25 protein-coding genes are annotated in these 21,530 nt (G+C 30.5%); 10 read left to right on the forward strand and 15 right to left on the reverse strand.

The features are described 5' to 3' along the window. Positions 1-105 precede the first annotated feature (105 nt). Entirely contained in the window at positions 106-951 is an 846-nt protein-coding gene (locus D6T69_RS02660; protein ID WP_125066328.1) for a hypothetical protein, read from the reverse strand. A 95-nt stretch (positions 952-1,046) separates the two neighbouring features. Further along, on the reverse strand, positions 1,047-1,421 hold the full coding sequence (locus tag D6T69_RS02665; protein ID WP_125066329.1) for a hypothetical protein: 375 nt from the start codon (positions 1,419-1,421) through the stop codon (positions 1,047-1,049). Positions 1,422-1,606: 185 nt separating this feature from the next. On the opposite strand from D6T69_RS02665, the gene recA reads away from it, so the two are divergent. Next, on the forward strand, positions 1,607-2,614 hold the full coding sequence (gene recA / locus D6T69_RS02670) for a recombinase RecA (protein WP_125066330.1): 1,008 nt from the start codon (positions 1,607-1,609) through the stop codon (positions 2,612-2,614). Positions 2,615-2,787: 173 nt separating this feature from the next. Here recA and dut read toward each other — a convergent pair whose 3' ends face one another. Then, positions 2,788-3,219: a dUTP diphosphatase gene (gene dut, locus D6T69_RS02675; RefSeq protein WP_125066331.1), complete on the reverse strand. Its 432-nt coding sequence runs from the start codon at positions 3,217-3,219 to the stop codon at positions 2,788-2,790. 95 nt (positions 3,220-3,314) lie between these two features. Between dut and D6T69_RS02680 the strand changes: the two genes are divergently transcribed. The 5 genes from D6T69_RS02680 to D6T69_RS02700 all read left to right on the forward strand — a co-directional run bounded on the left by D6T69_RS02680 (position 3,315) and on the right by D6T69_RS02700 (position 8,220). Beyond that, positions 3,315-4,310, forward strand: a complete 996-nt coding sequence (locus D6T69_RS02680) for an NAD(P)H-dependent glycerol-3-phosphate dehydrogenase (RefSeq protein ID WP_125066332.1) — start codon at positions 3,315-3,317, stop codon at positions 4,308-4,310. Between the two features lie 228 nt (positions 4,311-4,538). Next, a complete protein-coding gene (locus tag D6T69_RS02685) occupies positions 4,539-5,198 on the forward strand; it encodes a hypothetical protein (protein WP_047788067.1) in 660 nt (219 codons plus the stop codon). Between the two features lie 3 nt (positions 5,199-5,201). Further along, positions 5,202-6,470, forward strand: a complete 1,269-nt coding sequence (locus D6T69_RS02690; protein ID WP_125066333.1) for an MFS transporter — start codon at positions 5,202-5,204, stop codon at positions 6,468-6,470. Positions 6,471-6,752: 282 nt separating this feature from the next. After that, positions 6,753-7,814 (forward strand): DUF6973 domain-containing protein, encoded by a 1,062-nt coding sequence (locus tag D6T69_RS02695; RefSeq protein WP_125066334.1) that lies wholly within the window; start codon positions 6,753-6,755, stop codon positions 7,812-7,814. A gap of 1 nt (position 7,815) precedes the next feature. Further along, positions 7,816-8,220 carry a hypothetical protein gene (locus D6T69_RS02700; protein ID WP_125066335.1) on the forward strand — a complete coding sequence of 135 codons (405 nt, stop codon included), beginning with the start codon at positions 7,816-7,818 and terminating at the stop codon, positions 8,218-8,220. 78 nt (positions 8,221-8,298) lie between these two features. On the opposite strand, the gene D6T69_RS02705 is transcribed toward D6T69_RS02700, so the two are convergent. From D6T69_RS02705 to D6T69_RS02750, 10 genes are all read right to left on the reverse strand, one after another. Further along, complete coding sequence (locus D6T69_RS02705) at positions 8,299-8,790, reverse strand: hypothetical protein (RefSeq protein ID WP_125066336.1); 492 nt, start codon at positions 8,788-8,790, stop codon at positions 8,299-8,301. A 93-nt stretch (positions 8,791-8,883) separates the two neighbouring features. Continuing rightward, complete coding sequence (locus tag D6T69_RS02710; protein WP_125066337.1) at positions 8,884-10,530, reverse strand: glycerol-3-phosphate dehydrogenase/oxidase; 1,647 nt, start codon at positions 10,528-10,530, stop codon at positions 8,884-8,886. A 112-nt stretch (positions 10,531-10,642) separates the two neighbouring features. Beyond that, on the reverse strand, positions 10,643-11,077 hold the full coding sequence (locus tag D6T69_RS02715; protein WP_125066338.1) for a YHS domain-containing (seleno)protein: 435 nt from the start codon (positions 11,075-11,077) through the stop codon (positions 10,643-10,645). A gap of 1 nt (position 11,078) precedes the next feature. Then, positions 11,079-11,534 carry a YHS domain-containing (seleno)protein gene (locus D6T69_RS02720; protein WP_125066339.1) on the reverse strand — a complete coding sequence of 152 codons (456 nt, stop codon included), beginning with the start codon at positions 11,532-11,534 and terminating at the stop codon, positions 11,079-11,081. A 72-nt stretch (positions 11,535-11,606) separates the two neighbouring features. Beyond that, positions 11,607-12,152 (reverse strand): hypothetical protein, encoded by a 546-nt coding sequence (locus tag D6T69_RS02725; protein ID WP_125066340.1) that lies wholly within the window; start codon positions 12,150-12,152, stop codon positions 11,607-11,609. 82 nt (positions 12,153-12,234) lie between these two features. Next, positions 12,235-12,906 carry a helix-turn-helix transcriptional regulator gene (locus D6T69_RS02730; RefSeq protein WP_125066341.1) on the reverse strand — a complete coding sequence of 224 codons (672 nt, stop codon included), beginning with the start codon at positions 12,904-12,906 and terminating at the stop codon, positions 12,235-12,237. Between the two features lie 9 nt (positions 12,907-12,915). Further along, positions 12,916-14,094, reverse strand: coding sequence for an alanine racemase (locus D6T69_RS02735; RefSeq protein WP_125066342.1), 1,179 nt, complete (start codon positions 14,092-14,094; stop codon positions 12,916-12,918). 4 nt (positions 14,095-14,098) lie between these two features. Beyond that, positions 14,099-15,385 carry a D-arabinono-1,4-lactone oxidase gene (locus D6T69_RS02740; protein ID WP_125066343.1) on the reverse strand — a complete coding sequence of 429 codons (1,287 nt, stop codon included), beginning with the start codon at positions 15,383-15,385 and terminating at the stop codon, positions 14,099-14,101. A 55-nt stretch (positions 15,386-15,440) separates the two neighbouring features. Next, entirely contained in the window at positions 15,441-15,959 is a 519-nt protein-coding gene (locus D6T69_RS02745) for a peroxiredoxin-like family protein (RefSeq protein WP_125066344.1), read from the reverse strand. A gap of 3 nt (positions 15,960-15,962) precedes the next feature. After that, the gene (locus D6T69_RS02750; RefSeq protein WP_125066345.1) at positions 15,963-16,547 is read right to left on the reverse strand and encodes an NAD(P)H-dependent oxidoreductase; all 585 of its coding nucleotides are present in this window, start codon (positions 16,545-16,547) and stop codon (positions 15,963-15,965) included. A gap of 107 nt (positions 16,548-16,654) precedes the next feature. Between D6T69_RS02750 and D6T69_RS02755 the strand changes: the two genes are divergently transcribed. Further along, on the forward strand, positions 16,655-17,044 hold the full coding sequence (locus D6T69_RS02755) for a winged helix-turn-helix transcriptional regulator (protein WP_125066346.1): 390 nt from the start codon (positions 16,655-16,657) through the stop codon (positions 17,042-17,044). A 13-nt stretch (positions 17,045-17,057) separates the two neighbouring features. Here D6T69_RS02755 and D6T69_RS02760 read toward each other — a convergent pair whose 3' ends face one another. After that, positions 17,058-18,032 (reverse strand): LuxE/PaaK family acyltransferase, encoded by a 975-nt coding sequence (locus D6T69_RS02760; protein ID WP_125066347.1) that lies wholly within the window; start codon positions 18,030-18,032, stop codon positions 17,058-17,060. Between the two features lie 105 nt (positions 18,033-18,137). On the opposite strand from D6T69_RS02760, the gene D6T69_RS02765 reads away from it, so the two are divergent. From D6T69_RS02765 to D6T69_RS02775, 3 genes are read left to right on the forward strand one after another with little or no spacing between them, the layout of a single operon-like run. Then, entirely contained in the window at positions 18,138-18,542 is a 405-nt protein-coding gene (locus D6T69_RS02765; RefSeq protein ID WP_125066348.1) for a hypothetical protein, read from the forward strand. 43 nt (positions 18,543-18,585) lie between these two features. Continuing rightward, positions 18,586-19,086: an RNA polymerase sigma factor gene (locus D6T69_RS02770; RefSeq protein WP_317125313.1), complete on the forward strand. Its 501-nt coding sequence runs from the start codon at positions 18,586-18,588 to the stop codon at positions 19,084-19,086. 3 nt (positions 19,087-19,089) lie between these two features. Next, positions 19,090-20,469, forward strand: coding sequence for an outer membrane beta-barrel protein (locus D6T69_RS02775; RefSeq protein ID WP_125066350.1), 1,380 nt, complete (start codon positions 19,090-19,092; stop codon positions 20,467-20,469). On the opposite strand, the gene D6T69_RS02780 is transcribed toward D6T69_RS02775, so the two are convergent. After that, positions 20,466-21,518: an isoaspartyl peptidase/L-asparaginase family protein gene (locus D6T69_RS02780; protein ID WP_125066351.1), complete on the reverse strand. Its 1,053-nt coding sequence runs from the start codon at positions 21,516-21,518 to the stop codon at positions 20,466-20,468. The genes D6T69_RS02775 and D6T69_RS02780 overlap by 4 nt on opposite strands. Between the last annotated feature and the right edge of the window lie 12 nt (positions 21,519-21,530).

Consider the following 21,530-nt stretch of genomic DNA (forward strand, 5'->3'; position numbering starts at 1 on the left):
CTAACGAATATTATTAACTAATATCAGTTTGGATAATTTCGTTGTACAATTTTTCCCGAAGTTTCGAAAGAGAAAAGAGTAGTTTGTAAACAGCTTCGTAATAAATTAAAATTCTAATTCTAGATATAAGCTACTACTTTCATTCTCTTCAGTAACCATTTCACCTTTTATTAACTCTTCTGAATTGTTGTAAACCATCAAGTTTAACTTCCAATATCCTGTCATTGTTAATGATAAGTCACCTTTGTATAATTTAGTAGTTGAATCAAAGGTTAAATCAGTGTTATTAGGTGAAGTATGATTTCCCATACTTGGCATTCTAGGATCATTTTTTATTAGGTAGTCTTCCACTTTTGGAAATGACATCATTGTTTCCATTTTGAATAAACCTACTTTAAAATCGTTCATTCCTACTTTTGGTGTTGTAGGGTTAATTAAAGCAAGCACATACTTTGTTTTATCAGCCCCCATAAAAACAGCTACATTTTTCTTTGCAGCAGCAGGAACACTTATTTGATCTTCTATCGAATACTCTTTACTATCAATAGTATAATTTACTGTAAGACTCCATTTTTCAGTGTCATTTTCTGCCATTTGAAAAATAATATATCCTTTGTAAAGAGTTTCTGTACCGTCTGCTTTCGTTATAAGAGATTTCGGACAAGAATGCATCATATTACTCATATGCATCATAGGATTCCAAGTAAGCATAGCATTTGTAACATATGAATCTGAAGCTTTATCAATTACTCTTAAATAAATATCATTATAACCTTGTTGTAAGCTTTTTTCTGTTGAAAATATTTCAATATTATGTGTTGTATTTGATAGTGTTTGAATATAATTTAATGTTGTTGTTTCATCTATTTCTTTTTCGTCTATGTCATTACTACTACATGAAGAAATGATGGTGATTAATAGGATTGATAATATGTATTTTAAAACTTTCATGATTTATTTTTTATTAAGTATTGAATGTGCAGCACCTCACAGTTAAATATTTTTATATCTAACAGTGCTATTAATTATGAAGAATGAAATCTTCTTTAAGCGATATAATTCATAAAAAGTTTTGGAGGAGGAATTTCCTTATCTAATACTAATAAGGGTATTTTTTGCAAGTAGTATTCATAATCTTCATTATTTGAATTGAAGATGGTTTCAAAATTAAACAAGGTACTTTTATTAAAAAATAAAACATAAGTACCTCTAAACTCTTTTTCACTTTCAGATTGTGAAGCAGGTGTATCTTTTTTTGAAACAGTAGAGTCTAATTTTTTCATTAAATAACACTTACCATTACACCCTTGCTGATTGTCTTTTTGCACACATAATTCCTTGATAATATAATCTTGATATGCAAAAAAATACATCGATACATAAGCTTGATATAAGCTAGAATTTATAACTGTTAAAGCCATTATAAAGCTAAATAATCGATATGTAAACTTTAATTTCACATAGCAAAAGTACTACTAAACATTTTATTTAAAACTGATTTATATCATATTTATAATCATGTATAATAAAACTAAAAAAAGTAAAAATTAATGTCACTTTTTAGTAACTTAGCCGTTCTTATTACTTAAAATAATTAGCACGATTTATGGCAGCAGATAAAGAAAAAGAAGCGAAATTAAAAGCGCTTCAACTTACACTAGATAAGTTAGATAAAACGTACGGTAAAGGAACCGTAATGAAGTTAGGAGATAGCCAAGTAGAAGATGTAGATGCAATATCGTCAGGTTCTTTAGGATTAGATTTAGCCCTAGGAGTAGGAGGGTATCCTCGTGGAAGAATTATAGAAATTTACGGACCAGAATCATCAGGTAAAACAACTTTAACAATACATGCAATTGCAGAAGCCCAAAAAGCTGGAGGTATTGCTGCTTTTATTGATGCTGAACATGCTTTTGATCGTTTTTATGCTGAAAGTTTAGGCGTTGATGTAGATAACTTAATTATTTCACAACCAGATCATGGTGAGCAAGCTTTAGAAATTGCTGATAACTTAATCCGTTCAGGAGCTATTGATATTGTAGTAATTGATTCGGTTGCAGCATTAACACCAAAATCTGAGATTGAAGGTGAAATGGGTGATTCTAAAATGGGATTACATGCTCGTTTAATGTCACAAGCTCTACGTAAGTTAACAGGTACGATTAGTAAAACAAACTGTACAGTTATATTTATTAACCAGTTACGTGAAAAGATTGGAGTTATGTTTGGTAACCCAGAAACTACAACAGGGGGTAACGCTTTAAAATTCTATGCATCGGTTCGTTTAGATATTCGTCGTAGAACACAAATTAAAGATGGTGATAAAGTAATTGGTAACAGCACTAAAGTTAAAATTGTAAAGAATAAAGTAGCTCCACCATTTCAACAAACTGAATTTGATATTATGTATGGTGCAGGAATATCAAAAGTTGGTGAAGTTTTAGATATTGGTGTAGAGTACGGAATTATAAAGAAAAGTGGTTCATGGTTTAGCTATGGAGACACTAAATTAGGTCAGGGTAGAGATGCTGTAAAAGGTGTTATTAAAGATAATCCTGAATTAATGGAAGAACTTGAAAATAAAATTAAAGAAGCTATTGAAAACCAAGAATAAGAAATTTTAAATTTAAAGTTCAAACTATTACTATTTTAAAAAGCTGTTCTGGTTATCTAGAACAGCTTTTTTTATAAAAAAGTAGGGTACCAATACCATTCAAATTGCTTTTTAGCTTTTGAATTATTGTTTGATGAAGTTAGAAAAATGAGTCAAGTATATAAGAGTATAATTTAAACTCCAGTACTTCCAAAACCACCAGCACCACGTTCAGTTTCATCTAAAATAGCTACTTCTTGCCAGTTTACACGTTCGTGTTTTGCAATCACTAATTGTGCAATACGCTCACCGTCGTTTATTACAAAATCTTCATTAGATAGATTAACTAAAATAACTCCAATTTCACCACGATAATCCGCATCAACAGTACCAGGAGAATTTAAAACAGTTATTCCTTTTTTAGCAGCAAGCCCACTACGCGGACGAACTTGAGCTTCATATCCAACAGGAAGCGCAATAAATAAACCTGTTTTAATAATAGCTCTTTCTAAAGGTTTTAAAATAATAGCAGCATCTATATTGGCACGCAAATCCATACCAGCTGAACCTTCAGTTTCATATGTTGGAGTTTGGTGTTTTGATTTGTTTATGATTTGTACATTCATGTTCTTTTGATTTTCAGTTTTCAAATATAATAACCTTTAAGTTTAGAGAGTCGATTATAGATTTCTTAATTTTGTACTACAAACAAATACTACTTATGAGCAATCAAACTAGAATAGCCGTTTTAGGAGGTGGAAGTTGGGCAACAGCTATTGTTAAAATGTTATCAGAAAATTTAGAAACTATTGGTTGGTATATGCGTAGCATATATGCTATTGAACATATTAAACGTAACAAACATAATCCTAGTTATTTAAGTTCAGCAGAGTTACATCCTGAACAGTTAGATTTGTCTGAGAATATAAATTATATTGTTGAAAATTATGACGTGTTAATTTTTGCCGTTCCTTCTGCTTTTTTGAACGGAGAATTAGAAAAACTTACTGCTTCCTTAGAGAATAAAGTTATTTTTTCAGCCATTAAAGGAATTGTACCAGAATCAGGATTAATTGTTGGTGAACATTTTCATGAAAAATACAATATACCATATGAAAATATTGGGGTAATATCTGGACCATGTCATGCAGAAGAAGTAGCAATGGAACGCTTATCGTATTTAACACTTGCTTGTCAAGATGAAGAAAAAGCTAAAAAACTTAGTGAAGCTATTGCAGGACGCTATATTAAAACTAAAATATCTGATGATATTATTGGTACTGAATATGCAGCGATGTTAAAAAATATTTATGCTATAGCAGCAGGAATTGCTCATGGTTTAGGCTATGGAGACAATTTTCAAGCGGTATTAATGAGTAATGGTATTAGAGAAATGAAACGCTTTATTAAAAAGATTCATAAAATGAAGCGTAATATCAACAATTCAGCATACCTAGGTGATTTGTTAGTTACTGGATATTCTACATTTAGTAGAAATAGAATGTTTGGAAACATGATAGGAAAAGGCTACACTGTAAAATCTGCAATGTTAGAAATGAGTATGGTTGCTGAAGGATACTATGCTACAAAAAGTGCATATAAAATCAATCAAAAAAACAAAGCTAAAACTCCAATAATCGACGCTGTTTATAACGTTTTGTATGACAAAAAAGAAGCGAAAGATGAGTTTTTAAAGTTAACAAATAGATTAGATTAGTTGTTTGCATTTGTACAAATAATCCTTCTTAATAAAAATTAAGAAGCCCCATCAATCGCTTCTATAATTGAGTTGTGTATAGGTCTTGTAACAAGATACAATAAAAACAAATTTAGTTTAAAAATCTGATTAACAAAGTTTTTAATTAAATATATTACAAATTAAATATATAGTATAAATTCACTATTAATTGTATTTTTGTTACTTTTAGTTTAAAACTAAACAAACATGAAAACAATTCAAGAAGCTGTTGAAATTACCATCAGAAAAACTCCTTTCATAGAAGAAGCTCTAAATGAGAAGTTAATTAATGTATCATCGTTAGCAAGAGAAATTTTACCTGAAGTTTCTAAACTGTTAAAAAAAGAAGTGAAAGTAGGTGCAGTTATGATGGCTATTAATAGACTATCACCAGCAAATGAATTGAGAGTTCGAAAAAATATTAAGCGACTTGCTTTAAATTTGGGTGACGTGATTGTCCGTTCTGATTTGTGCGACTTCACTTTCAAGAATACTACTTCGTTATTAAAAGAAATTGCTAAAATTTTAAGTAAATCTGCTGATAGTAAAGATTATTTTTTAACAGTTTCACAAGGTATTTTTGAAACAAATATTGTTACAAGTAAAAACTTACAACCATTTGTTGAAGAAATTTTTAAGAAAGAAGCATTAATTAATAATGTAAATGATTTAGCTTCTATAACTATAAAACTACCAAAAGGAAATTTAGATCAATCAGGTATTTATTACTTCATTTTAAAACAATTTGCTTGGGCTAACATTGCAGTACAAGAAGTAATTTCTACCACACACGAAATGACCATAGTGGTGAAAGAAAGAGATGTTAATGAAACATTTGCCATTTTAATGGATCTCAAATTAAATTAATTCATGGAGAAAAAAGACCCCTACGCATCCCTAAGAATCAAAGAGTTTAATATTTTTCTTTTAGTACGTTTTGCCTTAGTGTTTGCATGGTCAATGCAATTTATTATTATCGAATGGCAGGTATACAGTATTACCAAAAATCCATTATCGTTAGGAATCATTGGATTAATGGAAGTAATTCCTGCAGTATCCATGGCGTTGTTTGCTGGTCATATTGTAGATCAAAAAGAAAAAAGAAATCTACTAGCCTTGTGTATTGGTTTATTTTCACTGATAAGTTTAGGGTTATTCTTTTTAACATTACCTAGTTTTATTGAAGATTGGAATAAAAACACTGTACTCTACGCTATTTATGCTTTGGTCTTTTTTGGTGGATTATTACGTTCGTTTTTCGGACCTACTATTTTTTCATTAATAGCTTTAATTGTACCTAAAAAATTATATCCTAACGCTGCAACATGGAGTAGTTCAACTTGGCAAATAGCTTCAGTATTAGGACCAGCTTTTGCAGGATTAACCATTTCATGGATTGGAGTACATTGGTCTTTATGTATTGTATTTGGTTTAGTATCAGTATCATTTTTTACGGTATTTTTTATCAAAAAGAAACCAATTTTAAATCCAAAAATAGGAGAACCCGTAATGAAAAGTTTAAAAGAAGGAGTGCGTTTTGTATATAAAACAAAAGCTATTTTGGGAGCACTTACATTAGATATGATTTCGGTATTATTTGGTGGAGCAGTTGCATTATTACCAGTTTATGCTCAAGATATTTTAAAAGTTGGACCAGAAGGGTTTGGTGCATTGCGTGCTGCACCTGCCATAGGAGCCTTTTTAACGATGTTAGTTACTGCTTATATACCTATCAGTAGAAACGCAGGAATGAAGCTTTTAGCAGCTATATTTGGTTTCGGAATTTGTATTATAGTATTTGGTTTATCAACCGTTTTTTGGATTTCTATTGTAGCCCTATTCTTTAGTGGTGTAACCGATGGAGTTTCTATGGTAATTCGCCAAACTATTTTACAATTAAAAACACCCGATCATATGCGTGGTAGAGTAGCTTCAGTAAATTCTATGTTTGTAGGTTCTTCTAACGAATTAGGAGCTTTTGAAAGTGGGGTAACAGCAAAGTTAATGGGAACAGTAACAGCAGTGGTTTTTGGTGGAACAATGACATTAATTACAGTTATTACCACAGGAATTGTAAACCCAACACTTCGAAAATTAGATCTAACTAAAGATTTGGAAGAGCATGAGAAGGAAATCTAAAGACTTTTTTAATTAAAATACTGATAACAGTACAGTTGACGTACTGAAAAAGTAAGTCAGTGACCTACTTTTAGTAAGTCACTGACTTACCTGTTTCTAATTTTTTATACTTTACTTTGAATTCAAGTAGCAGAAAATTAGGTTTTTATATTAAAATGTTAAAGAAAACTCAGTGCTAGCACTGAGAAGAACTTAAAACAACTAGGGAAAACCCTTATTGTATAAAAACTATGAGAAACTACTTTTGAATAAAGAATTGTAATTAATTTAAATGTATATGCCATGAAAAAAAGAAACAAACAAATTGCTAACCTTTTAAAGCTAGGTGTTTTCCTGTTCGGGATTTCGCTGTTGCTATGGAATTGTCAAGATGAAACTACAACATTTATTGATATTGAAATAGCGAAAGCTCATGCATGGTTTAATAAAAACCACAATCCTCTTTTAGAAGAAAATACTTTTTTTATTGGAGAAGCTAACTGGGATAAAGTTATAATAATTAACCAAGAGGTATATGTTCCTCTAGGAAACAGCAGCCCCACTCAAATTAACTCAAGTAATGGTGAAATAAAGTATATATACCTTTACTTGCTCTTTCAAAAAGAAGCCCAAGGAAATTATATAGAGGAATTTAAAGTTTTTATATCAGATAAATTAACGAATGTTTTTGAAGAAAGTAAAAATGTAGAAGAAATAACTTTTTCAAGTTCAAATGTTTTACTTAGAAGCAGTTTTAATTCTTTTTCAATTAATAAAGAGACTAATTTACAAGAAAGAGGAGAAGATTGTGAGATAGTAGATTGGTATTTGGTTACTTATGTAGATGGTAAAGAGCTAAGTAGAGAATACTTATACAGTAAAGTAGTATGTGAAAAAGATTCAATTTTACCAGAAGGAGGAGGAGGAGGTTCTAGTAGTCCAGAAGATGATCAATCTTATGATGATTGGAATAGGTTAACTGAATGTGAAAAAGAATTTTTTAAATCAAATCCTTCAACAGTTTTTAGTATAACTGAAAATAGAAAAAAAGCGGAAGAAGCTACATCAAGACTATTTCCTAATTGTGGCTTAAGAAATACATTAGCAGATGCTTTTAGACATGCCTATTTTTCTGCGTTAAATACAAAAAGTATAGGATATTCCAATGCCTCTAAATTAGGAGATGCTCATGAGTGTGAAACACCTTCTAGTGAATTAGATGAAAAAATTATGGACTTAAAGAATAACTCTTGGGGTTACAACTATTCTTTAAATCACTTAAATTTGATAGAAAGTCAATTTTACAAAGATTTTATTAGTGCAAACCAAAATAATGAAATTAAAACATTAAAAACTTGTAATTAAAATGAAAAAAATAATAGTATTACTAATTCTAATAGTTAATTTTTCTTGTACAAATAAAAATAGATTGTTGAACACAGAGGAAAGAATTACTTCTTTTTTAGATAAACAAAAAGAAAACTCTTTTAATTTATCTCTTGATACAATTTCTTCTTTTAAATGGGACGAATTACTAATAGCTGGACCCTACACAGATTTAAGCAAAATATCTGGTTATGATTTAAGTGAAACACCTAATACAATAAAACATCATGATAGTTTTGTTTTATTTGTTTTTCTTAATGGAAAAAAAGGAATAAAGTTTATTGAAATTGATAGGCATTTATTGGCAGATCAAGTTTTTGAGGATGATGAATATGATTATAAAATATATTCGAAGTCAAAAAGTAATCTTTTAATAGTTAAATGAGAAAATCTAATACATACTAAAAAAATGCCTAGAAAATTACTTCTAGGCATTTTTAATATACTTTTTAAAGTAAATCAATTAAGACATATCAAAATAATTGATCTTTGTAATTTTTTTAGTTGCTTGATCAAAAGCTATGTTTATAAAGACATCACAACTATCACATTCAGCATATAAAATACTTTTAGAGCCATTTCTACCAGTACTTAAAGCAACATCTCCTAATTTACTAATAGGATCTCCTATAGTAACTGTAATCCCTTTAATTGTAAAAGTAGCTTCACTACTTAAAACATCTAAAGATTCGATGTAAGGTTTTCTTCCAGAAGTAGAAAAATCAAGTTTTAAACCATTAAATTTAAAATAGTAGTAAAAACCATTATCTTCAAAAGATGTAGTAGTACCCAATAAAGATTCTACTTTTTCTTGTTTTCCAAAGGTCTTTTTTATGTCAGTTAAAGCAATATTATTTATTTTAATATTATCAAAATCTGAATTAGAAATAATATTAGTTTGACTTTTTGCTATAAGAGTGGTTAATAGAAAAAATACAAGTACTAGTTGTTTCATATTACTTAAAAAATTAATTGTACAAACCTTTTACGTAGCCAATTTTAGCAGTCGCCAAAGATATAATACTCGTTTAATTTTACGTATAAGAAACTAGTTAAAATTTACGGCTAAATCTATTTTTTTGTCTAATTCTTGTTGGTGCTTTAAAGTTGTGTTTTCATTCCACTTAAAACGTTCTGTAAACTCTTGAATAACAAAGTTTTTATATAAATCAACACTTGGTTTATCAAAAAATAAACGTCCCGTTCTTCGCATAAAAAAGTCGGTAGGAGTACAAGTCATTTCGTGTTTTATAGTAAACCATACTTCAGCTTTTAATAAACGTTCTTGCAAATTTTCTTCGTTTAGTTCATCAAACTTATCTAAAATAAGCTCAGTTTGTTTACCGTAGTTGTGTACTAAATAACTAGCATCTTTTTCGGTAAAACCATATGATTTTATACGTTTATAAATCTGATTAATGTATAATTTTACTGATTTGTAGTTTTGAAAAGGACCTCCAGCTAAAACAATTTCTTCAGTTTGAATTGGATCAAATTCAACTTCAAAACGACGTTTCATTTTTTTCGCAACAATATCCACAATCCGTTCTGCCATTTTTCGATAACCAGTTAATTTTCCTCCAGCAATTGAAATTAACTTGGTATCAGATACAAAAATTTCATCTTTTCTAGATAATTCTGAAGCTGATTTTCCTTCTTCGTGAATTAACGGACGCAATCCTGCCCAAGATGATTGAATATCATCTATAGTTAATTGAATATCAGGAAACATGTTATTTACGGCTTCAATTAAATACAAAGCATCTACCATTGAGGTCTCTACAGTATTTTTATCCTGTTGGTAATTGGTATCAGTAGTTCCAAAATAAGTTACCTTTCCACGAGGAATAGCAAACATCATACGACCGTCTGGAATATCGAAATACACAGATTGTTTTACAGGCAACTTTTCATGCGGAACAACTAAGTGAACTCCTTTGGTTAAATGCAAACGTTTTCCTATTTTAGAATTGTTTATTTGTCGCAACTCATCTACCCATGGACCAGCTGCGTTTACTACATATTTAGCTTTAATATCATAACTTTCTTCAGTAAAAGCATCCGTTACTTTAGCACCTACTACACGCTTGTTTTCATAAATAAATTCATCTGCACGCGTGTAGTTCAATATTTGAGCATCGTATTGACTAGCTGTTTTTAAAACTTCAATAGTTAAACGAGCATCATCGGTACGATATTCGGCATAAAAGCCAGCACCGTTTAAAATACTTTCTGGTAGCAAAGGCTCTTTTTCTAACGCTTCTTTTTTATCAAGCATTTTACGTTTATCATCTCCTTCAACAGAAGCTAACACATCATAAACTTTAAGCCCGATTGATGTTAGCCACGAACCGTAAGTTCCACCTTCAATCAATGGTAAAATCATTTTTTCAGGAATTACCAAATGTGGCGCTAGTTTATGAACAATAGCACGCTCAGTACCCACTTCTTTTACCAACCAAAAATCAAATTGTTTTAAGTAGCGTAAACCTCCATGAATTAGTTTGGTAGATTTACTAGAGGTTCCCGAAGCAAAGTCATTTTTTTCAATTAAAGCGACTTTCATTCCACGTGAGGCAGCATCTAAAGCAATACCTGCACCTGTAATACCACCACCAATTACTAGAATATCAAATTCGGTAGTTTGTAATTCTTGTTGAATGTTTTTTCTATTGAAAGAAGAGAAATTATTCATAGAGCTGTTTTTATCAACCAAAAATAAGAATAAAAAGAAACGGTAGACATAAAAAAAGAGCTGAAATTATCAGCCCTTTTAGAAGTCGCCCCCGCAACTATTAAATCTAAAACTAACGATTCAATTTTTTCCAATTAGTATCGGCTTGTTTTTTTAGCTCTTCTGGATTTTCTTTTAACCACATTTTTAAAGTATTGGTTCCCCAAGAGTTATAAAATAAATACAGTTTACCATCTCGTATTTCAAAAGTTTTCGGATCAATATCCACCTTTTCACCAGTTTTTCCAATGGCATAGGCACAATATCCACCATATTGAGGGTTGTATTTTTGAGGATTTATAAGGAAAGTAGCTAAATTTTCTTTTGACGAAAAACGAAAGGAAACGTTATTATATTTAGTTGTAAGTTTTTTATTTCCTTTTTCGGCTTTATTATTAAAATAACTTACTACATCGTAACCTTTAGCAATTACTCCGTTTTTGGTATTGTATTCTTGTGAGAAGACAATACTCGAAAAAAATAGAAAGAAGATGAATACATGTTTCATTTTAATCCTTTTTATGTTTTAGTTCTTCCCAGTTTATATCTCCTTGAGCTTGTAACTTTTTAGTATCACCATTTTTCCAATCATCAAGTTTGCTAGAAAGCCAAGAACTATAAAAAAGGTATAGTTTACCATCTCTAATTTCATAAGCTTCAGCGTCAATGTACATTTTTGTTTTCTTAGCAGCTACAGCGTAAGCACAATATCCACCATATTGAGGAATGTATTTTGTTGGATTTTCTTTAAAAAGGGATAAGTTTCTTTCTGAGGAAAACTTGAATTTAGCTCCATCGTAAGTGGTTTGAAATTTCTTTTTTCCTTCAACGGGTTCACTATTTGTAAAATAAGAAACAACATCGTAGCCTTCGGCTACATAGCCTTTTTTAGTATTGTAGTCTGTTTTTTGAGCTAATACTGCAGATGATATTAGAAAGAGTAAAAGGATAAAAATGTTCTTCATAAAATTAGGTTTTAGAATTAGTCGGGAGTAAATAAAAAACTTACAAACTATTATAAAATAAGCTGTAAATTTTTACTCTACTTTGGTCATGTACATAAACCAGTTCCATTCCCAAGTTTTACCATTGTTATTTGAGAATGCTTGACTCCAAATAGGTTTATTTTTATCTGTAACATCCCATCTAAAAACGACGATAACGTTTTGGTTATTAATAACATCTTTGGTGTAAAAATAACCAATGTTGTTTTCAAAAGAACCTATTACTGGAGGATCAAATGTTGCTCTACTAGAATCTGCCCAATACATACTCCATAATTTGGTTTTTGGATTGAATAATCTAACAGTCATTCCTTCAAAAGGTTTCCCGTTTCTAATAGCAATAAAATTATCTATGTTTCCTAAACCATGTAGTACTTTATACATTTCTTGTGTAGACTCAAACTCTATCCATTCATTACAATTATCAAAAAAAGTTTTAAGCTTTAAATTTTTGAGTTTAAATTTTCCTTGAAAAAAATCAAAATCATCTTTTGAAGAAGTAGGAGAAGGGCTAATAATTAACTCGTTATTTTCATCAAACTGCAATTCAGGTACTATTAAATTTACATTTTTAATCATTATTCTTTACGTTTTTTAATGTTAATAGGTCAAAAATAATAGCAGTCAATGACAACATTATGTCAGTGAAAAAACAAGAATTTTAAAATATTTTCATGTAATCTTGAATGGTATATGTATGTTCTTTTTTAAAATGTTGATTAATAACTTTTAAACTAAGTATTTTATCAACTTTAAAATCTCTATAATTTTCACGCAACCAACACCAAGCAATAACATGCCATTGTTCAGTATAAAAAATAATGCCAATAGGTTCTATTTTTCTTTCAGTTGTATTCCCTTTAGCATCTGAGTAGGTAATAGAAACTATAAGTTTATCTGTTATTGCATTTTGAATCTTAGATAAGTTATCATTATCCTTTTTGTAAGGAGAATAAACTTCTACTTTAGATGAAAAGGAAGCTGTTTTTTCCCAGTCTTGATGTTTTAAAACTGTTTGAATTTTTTTTAAAGCCGATTCAGAGTTTTTAAAGATAGTTTTATCGGTAAATTTATTAGCTAATGATTGCAATAAAATAAGAGCATTTGCTTCTTCGGTAGTAAAATGTAAAGGAGGTAAAAAGTAACCTTGCACTAATGTATATCCTCTGTCTTTTTCAAAATAAATAGGAACACCTATTTCACTTAAGGCTTTTAAATCTCTATAAATAGTACGCACGCTTAAATTAAATTTTTCAGCCAAAAAATCAGCGGTTACATATTTTTTAGATTGAATACTTAACATAATATTCATTAACCTATCTAATCTATTCATAAGGTACTTTTAATATTGCTGTAATAATTGCCACGGTTGTTGAATTTTACCATTTCTAACAGGTAAAATTTCTCCAAATTGTAAAAAAACAAATTCACTTTGGTGTGGTCTTAAAAAGACAAAATTATCTACTTGCAAAGAAATGTTTTTAGGAATGTTAATCATGGTTTGATTGGTTGATGCACCAAATAAGTTGTTCTGTTTTATTCCTTTAGGATAGTAGTAATCTGCTTTCCAAAATCCACCATAAATAAAAGCAGATTTTTTAGTAAAAAATTGTTTTAGTTTTTCTAAACCTGGAAGGGTTGTATTAGAAAAAGTTTTTAAAACAGGAGTAGCTATAAATGCTGCTGGTTTATAGTTTCTTAATGAAGGAATATCAAAAGTTGTAGGCTTTACAAAGCACGAACCAATAGCAATATCATTAATAGGAGAGGAGCGTGTTTTGTGTAAGTTTAAAGTAGGGCTTCCCGCTCCGTTAAAGGTTAAATTTTCATTCCATAGCTTAGGAAAATAATTTTTAACTAAGGTTTTACAGTCTTCATAATATTGATTCGCTAATAGTAGTGCTTTCTTTTGAGAACGAATAATCTTTGGAAGTTTTACTACATGTGGATCGTATCCCATAAACCCAGAAAATTCAACAAAATTTTGATTGTTTTCAATAAGTGATAGTCCTTTTGTTAAACTTTTTAAAGAAGAAAACCCACCGCGGTGTAAACCCACATCAATTTCAATATTCAATCGTAATTTTTGATTGAGTTGTTTTGCCAAATTAATGTATTCTTCAATTCGTTTTTCGGTATCAACCAACCATTGAATTTGAGTAAACGGATTAAATCCGTTGTGCTGTTGAGGTAAGTTGTTGTAAAAATATTCCGCAGTTTTTATAGGCATGGGTTTACCCAATAAAACATCGGCTTTGTTATCTAATCGAGAAGCTAAATCGGTTAAAAAAGGTTGATGAAAAACCATCAACTTATTTGAGTTTGTTTTTTTAAAAATGTATTCGATTAGTTGAATAGAAGGCAATGATTTTACTACAACTCTGAGTGAAGCATCGTTTCTAAAATTAGAAAGCGCTTCGACTATATTTTCATCTAAAAGATCTAAATCTACCAACAAACAAGGAATAGCTCGTTTGTAATTTTTTAGCTCTTGATTTATGTTTTTAAAGTAAACATCCATACGATTAAATACCTAGCAGTTTTTGAAGATATGGATTCACAAATATATTTTCTGGGTCATGCTCTTTTCTGAAAGCCATAAAATTGGGGAATTTAGGATACATTCTAGCAATATCTTCCGAAGTGAATGTATTCATTTTACCCCAATGAGGCCTTCCATTATAGGCTTTAAAAACTTCTTCTAGAGCAGCAAAATAAACACTACTATCTTTTTTGTTGTATACGTGACAAGCAATATATGCCGAATCTCTACCATATGCAGGACTCATAAAAACATCATCTCCTTTTACCCAGCGATTTTCAACAGGAAAATGAATATTGAACTTTTTTGAGTTGACAATTTTTTGCACATCTTTAAATACATCTTGGTAAGTTTCTGCAGGAATATTATACTCCATTTCATGGAATTTTACCATTCGTTGCGTAGCATATACTTTATGGCTGTGATATACTTTTTTTACATTACTTATGCTAGCAGCTGTAATGTTAGCAACAGTTTTATTTTGTGATGGAAAAACTGTTGCATACTCGCACATCAACTTAAAAACATAGTTTTCTAGTACATATTCAGTCCAATAATTAAAAAAAATCACTTTATCAGGCTCAGAATCTTCCACAATGTTGGAAGTTTTTGTCCAAGCAGTATTTGTGTATGGAATCCAGTAAAACTCAAAATTACGGTTTTGAGAATTTCTTTCGTCCAAAGTAGCCAACACATCGCTTAATTTCTCCTTTTTGTTTTGAAGTTTTAGTTTATAAGCAGGAATACATTGTAAAGTAACTTCAGTGATAATACCTAAACAACCTAATGATACTTGAGCAGCTTTGAATAACTCAATATTTTTTTCGATAGAACACTCAATGATTTCACCTTTTCCATTCACAAATTTTAATCCAACGACTTGGTTGCTGATAGATTTTAGACCAATACCAGTTCCATGTGTACCTGTACTTATGGCTCCTGCAATTGATTGAACGTTGATATCACCCATGTTTTCCATAGCTAATCCTTCTTTAAAAAGGAGTTCTCCTAAAAGTGATAGTTTTGTTCCTGCTTTTACAGTAGCTTGATTTTTTTCTTTATCAATTGAAAAGAGTCCTTGAAAATTGTCGAGTGTTACTAATATTTCGTCAGTACTACATAAAGAAGTAAAAGAGTGACCAGAACCAATGACTCTAATTTTTTGATTAAATCGTATAGCTTTTAAAACAAGTTGTTGAATTTCATTTTCCGAATGAGGAAATGCAACTGCAGATGGATTCCACTGTACATTTTCTGCCCAGTTTTTCATAATAGCTTGAACTAATAGAGGTTAATTGACTGGGAAGATAGTAAAAAACAATAAACTATAACATTTCTCCACGAGCAGGATAATTTGCAGAGACAATATAATCAACTGCTTTTACAAAAGATGGTAAATACGGTCTACCCCAAGGATTACTATTGATTGCAGAATAATACACTTGATTTTTAGTATCAATTAAAAACAAACCAGGTTCGCTAAATTTATCAGGTTCACCTTCCTTTACCCCTGCGCTTAAGTATAAAGCCCATTCTCTTGCTGTATCTTCTGACAGTTCATATCCTAAAGTGAGATCAGGTAGTTCCCACTTTTGTCGTGAAAGTTTTGCTCTTTTTTCCGTATCCATACTCACGGCAACTACATTTACTCCTCTTTGTTCAAATTCTGGTAACAGTTCTTGTAATTGTTGTAAATACTTTTTACAAATAGGACAATGTAAACCACGATAAAAAACAACTAAGATAAAGTTGTCTGGTTTCTGTTTTTCTAAACTCCATAGGTTTCCATCTAATAACTTAAATTTTAAATCTGGAGCTTTGTGTTTTGGTGTTGGTCTGTTCATAATTTATTTAAAATTTGTAGTTAAATGTTCTTCAAAGCGTTTGAAATCACTTTCAATTTCTGGATTCTTCATTACATCATAAGCCATAAACGTTGGCATAGTTTCAAAACCAAACCACTTAAAATTTAGATGCATTGGTTTTAGCAGATCATCTTCACTTATTCCATTAAAAAAAGTTTCATTAGGGTTATTAAAAGCTTCTTTAGGGGCATTTGCTGTAACAGACATCATATATTTTCCATTCAGTTTACCTCCTAATCCATAGTTCTTTTTTGGAGCTTCTTTACTTCTTCCGTCACCATCAGACATTTCTCCCATCATTCCCATAGAAAATACTTCGTCTATATATTTTTTGAATGACCAGCTAACCCCCATCCAGTTTAAAGGAGTTTGAAAAAAGACTACATCAGCCCATTTAAACTTTTCAATTTCTTCATTAATATCGTAGTTATCTTCCATGGTAGTTTTTTTCACACTAAAACCTTTGTTATTAAAGAATTTTTCTGCTTTTTCTATTAAACTTGAATTTAGTTTTCCTTCTGAAAACGGATATTTTTGATGACCGTTAATGATAAATATGTTTTTCATTTTTAAATATTTTATTACATTTGTTTCACAAAGAAACTAATAATAGTTTAAAAAATAAACTATTGTGTTTTAGTTTTGAAAAATTTGTGGTAACCAAAAAGTAACTAATGGCTAGAAAATATATAGACAACCCAAATGCTTGTTCACTTGTACATACTATGAATATTATTGGAAACAAGTGGAAACCAATAATTATGTATTTATTATCTAATGGATCAATGCGGTTTGGGATGTTAAATGCGTTGATACCGACAATCTCAAAAAAAGTGTTGACAAATCAACTTAAAGAACTAGAAAATGATGGATTACTTTTAAGAGAATCGTTTGCAGAGGTTCCTCCTCGTGTAGAATACTCATTAACTGAAAAATCTATTGGATTATTACCTGTTTTGAAACAGTTGAGTGATTGGGCAAATAAAGCCTATCCCGAAATGGATTTTGAAAAATGTAGAATTGTTGAAATAGATACAAAAGATAGTGTACAAGAAGATGTATAAAAAAGTGGTTTAATTACAAAACCATTAAATTACAACCGCGTATATCTGAATTATCAAATCGCCCTATAATTTCAAAACTATTGTCTTGGTATACTTTTCCTAAATCCTGTGTCGCAATAAAAGAGCAAGAATTGTAGTTTGCTAAATCAATTACATTAATTCCACCTGATTTTCCTTTAGGTAAAATAGTCAAAGCATCTTCTGTATCACGAGTTAAGACTTGCATCCAAGGCGGACAGTTAAAAATACCATTTCCTTTTGAATACCCTTGACTTAACAATTCTGTCATTCCATATTCAGAATGAATTTCTTTTATACCAAATCCATTGCTCAAAACCGCATGTAATTCGTTACGAATAAGCTCTTTTCTTCTTCCTTTCATTCCACCGGTTTCCATAATGATGATATTAGAAAGATTGAAATCATATTGTTCTACCAAATCTAACAAAGCAAAAGAAACGCCTATAAGTAATACTTTTTTATTTTGTTTATCTAATTGTATGAGTTTTTCAGCCAGTTCACTAAGATTGTTGAGGTAAAATCCACTTTCTGGATGTTTAGAACGTTTAATTAAGTCGTCAACCATATAAATCAAAGAAGATCCTTTTCGCTCGAGGTAATTAGGCAGTAAAGCTAATACAACATAGTCTTCAATATTACCGTAAAAATGTTCAAAACCTTTTAAGTAGCTAGTTTCGTACCAAGATAAATCAGTAACTAAGTGCTTACTGGTTGTACTTCCTGTAGTACCAGAACTTGTAAAGGTTTCTTGAATTTCATTTGTAGAGGAAAGTACTTCTCGAGTTTTAAAAAACTGAATAGGTAAAAACGGAATTTGTTCAATAGTATGTACATCAGAAGGATGAACGTATATCAAATCACAAAAAGAACGATACACTTTATTATTTGTAAACTGATGTTTAAAAACTTGTAATACTGTTGTGTTAAAATCTTCTGTAGATTGTATGTTAAAAATGGTACTTTTCATAAACTTTTACAAAAGTAAGAGTATTCGACGCAACCTTTTTAATTTTTTTTCATCTAGTATATAAACCATGGAAAATTAAAAATAATAACCCCAATTATATATGTCATGAAAAAATTTTTAATCCTTTTTTTAAGTGTATTTACGTTTTATTCTTGTTTAGATGATGACGGCCCTAATGTTAGGTATGAGTTTTTAAAGGTTGATAGTGCCACAACCCCTGAAAGTTTTACATTCGGAGAAGTTGATACAATTAAGATAAAGTATACGTTACCCAACAGTTGTTACTCTTTTAATGGATTGTACTACCAAAAAGTAGATACAACTAGAATTGTAGCTGGTACAGCAATAGTAGCTCTTGATGTTGCTTGTACACAAGATGCAAGACAAGAAGAATATGCTTTTCCTGTTGAGGCAACTCAAGAAGAAGATTATGTTTTTAAGTTTTGGAAAGGTAAGAATGAAGAAGGAGAAGATGTATACGAAGAAGTGGTAATTCCAGTAAATTTGTAACATCAATTTAGAAAAACTCATACAAGGATGCTGTCATCAAAATATCACAGCGCAAGCACAAGTTTACCAGCTATTTTCTGGTAAACTTTTTGCGCTGTGTTTAAAGTATTCTCGCAATTATCAAGATGCAGAAGATATATTACAAGATAGCTTCTTAACTATCTTTAAAAAGATGCCTCAATATCAGCATAAAGGTTCTTTTGAAGGATGGATGAAGAGAATAACTATAAATACAGCGTTACAAAAGTATAGAGAAAAATCACCTTTACAACTAGTTTCAGAAGCTCCAGATGAGGAAATAGTAGAAGAAGTGGAGCTTGAAACTGAAAATGTGAATATTGATGTTTTATTAGAGTTCATTCAAAGTTTACCAGATAGGTATCGTTTAGTTTTCAACTTGTATGTATTAGACAATTATTCACATAAAGAAATAGCAGAATTATTAAATATTTCTGTAGGAACATCAAAATCAAACTTATCACGAGCAAGACAGATATTGAAAAAAGAAATGGAATTATATCAAGCAAAAGAGGCAAAAGCATAACAGATGGAAGAAAAAAACATCGATAGACTGTTTCAAGAAAAACTTAAAGATTTGGAGGTTACTCCAAACGAAAGAGTGTGGAGTACTATTGAAGAAAAGCTCCAAAAAAAGAAAAAAAATCGAGTTTTTCCTCTTTGGTGGTTTTCAGGAGGAGTTGCTGCTGTGCTTGTTTTAGGTCTTTTATTTTACCCTTATGTTAAGGATGAAGAAAATATGGAGGATGTAGATGCTATTATTGTGGAATCACCTAAGTTTGCACCCGAAAAAAAATCGAGTAAAAAAGAGGAGTTAAAAGATGATTTACTAAAAGATCCAACAAAAGAAAATATAGAAGAAACACTTATTGTAAAAGAAGAAACGAAAAAGAAAAATGTATTGAAAGAAAAGCTTCATGAAAATGAAGTTTTAACCGCTAATCATGTTGTGAAGGTTAGCAAAAAAGAGTTGCATGGAAAGGATAGCAACAACACGTCAAGTAGAGTAGTTGAAGGGGCTTTACTGGCTAAAAATGATGTTGTGAAACAAATGCAACTTACTGGCAAGCTTGAAAATAGCTTGCCAGTTTTTAAAAAGAAAGAAAATACTTTTTTGATAAAAGAAAAAGATACTATTAATCAGACTATAAAACCTAAAAAAGACTTTTTAGCAGTTGTAAATGGAGAGGAAGAAGAAAAAGAAGAAAAGGAAAAGAAACTTTGGACAGTCTCTCCAACTGTAGCGATATTAAATTCAAATTCATTTTCTGAATCATCTCCAATAGACGCGAGTTTATCAAATTCAACAAAAGGAAATACAAGCTATTCGTACGGAGTTCAAGTAGCGTATCAATTAAATAAAAAGTGGACACTTCAATCGGGTATACATTTACAAGAAATGGGATTCTCAAATAATAATGTAGCTGTAAACCCAGTAAAATCAAGTAGTTCAAATGTAACGTTTAGCTCAGGAGAAAGTTACGTATTAAGTGATACATCTCAAACAGGTTTTAGTACAAATTCAGTATCTATAAGTTCGGGAAGCCTTGATGGAGAACTGAATCAAAGTTATGGGTACATTGAGGTTCCAGTAGAAGTTAAATACAGTGTACTGGAAGGAAAAAAATTAAAAACCCAAGTGGTTGTTGGTTTTAGTTCCTTGTTTTTAAATAAGAATGATGTAAACTTAAAAACTGCTGCTTTTTCAACTTCAGGAGAAGCAAACAATTTAAATAGCGTTAATTTTAGTGGAAATTTAGGAGTGGATCTTAGTTATAAGTTCAGTAAAAAATGGTCTTTGAATATTAATCCAATGTTAAAAACCCAGTTAAATACATTTAAAAATGATTCAAATGGGTTTCAGCCATACTTTATAGGTGTTTATACAGGTATAAACTACCAGTTTTAATCGTTGTAGATTTTTATTACTAAATCACCTTTATCATTCATTGAAGCTCTGTACATTCCAGCGGTATTAAATTCAAAAGACATATTACCATTTTTATCTAAAGTAACGACACCACCAGTTCCACCAAGCTTGGTTAATTTGTTTTGAATAACATCTTTGGTAGCCTCTTTTAATGATTTTTGTTGATATTCCATTTGAGCAGAAATATCGTAGGCTACTTGAGATCGTATAAAATACTCACCCCAACCAGTTGACGAAACACCACAAGTTTTATTATTTGCATAAGTACCCGAACCAATGATAGGTGAATCTCCAATTCGTCCCCATCGTTTGTTGGTCATTCCTCCTGTAGAAGTTCCCGCAGAAATATTACCTTCTTTATCTAGAGCTACACAGCCTACAGTACCAAATTTACTATTTTTAATATCAGTATCATAAAAAGCAGCTTCTTTATCATCATGATCTAATGTTGTTTTTTCTTTATCTTTAATTCGTTGTAAAGATTTAAAGCGATTTTCAGTATAAAAATAACTAGGATCTACAATTTCCAATCCTTGTTCTTTAGCAAATTGAGAAGCTCCAACTCCTGAAAGCATTACATGATCAGAGTTTGTCATTACAGTTCTTGCAGCTTCAATAGGGCTTTTAATGTCTTTTACTCCAGCTACGGCACCTGCATTCAATGTTTTTCCATCCATAAAAGAAGCATCTAATTCATTAGTTTCTTCATGTGTAAACACAGCTCCTTTTCCAGCATTGAAAAGAGAAGACTCTTCCATAACTTGAATAGTTTTTACAACGGCATCACCACTAGAACCACCGTTCTTTAAAATCTCATATCCTGTTTTTATAGCTTCCTCTAGCTTAGCTTTATAAGCAGTTTCTTTTTCGGGAGTCATATTCTCTTTTAAAATGGTACCAGCACCCCCATGAATAATAATAGCGAACTCATTTACAGGAGTATCATTTTGTTTGTTAGAAGTTGTTTTAGGTGAATTACAAGCTGATAAAATGAGTAGTAAAACAAGGAAGAAATAAATATTTTTCATGATTATTTGTTA

This window comes from Tenacibaculum singaporense (genome assembly GCF_003867015.1).
In the GTDB taxonomy this organism is placed as follows: domain Bacteria; phylum Bacteroidota; class Bacteroidia; order Flavobacteriales; family Flavobacteriaceae; genus Polaribacter; species Polaribacter singaporensis.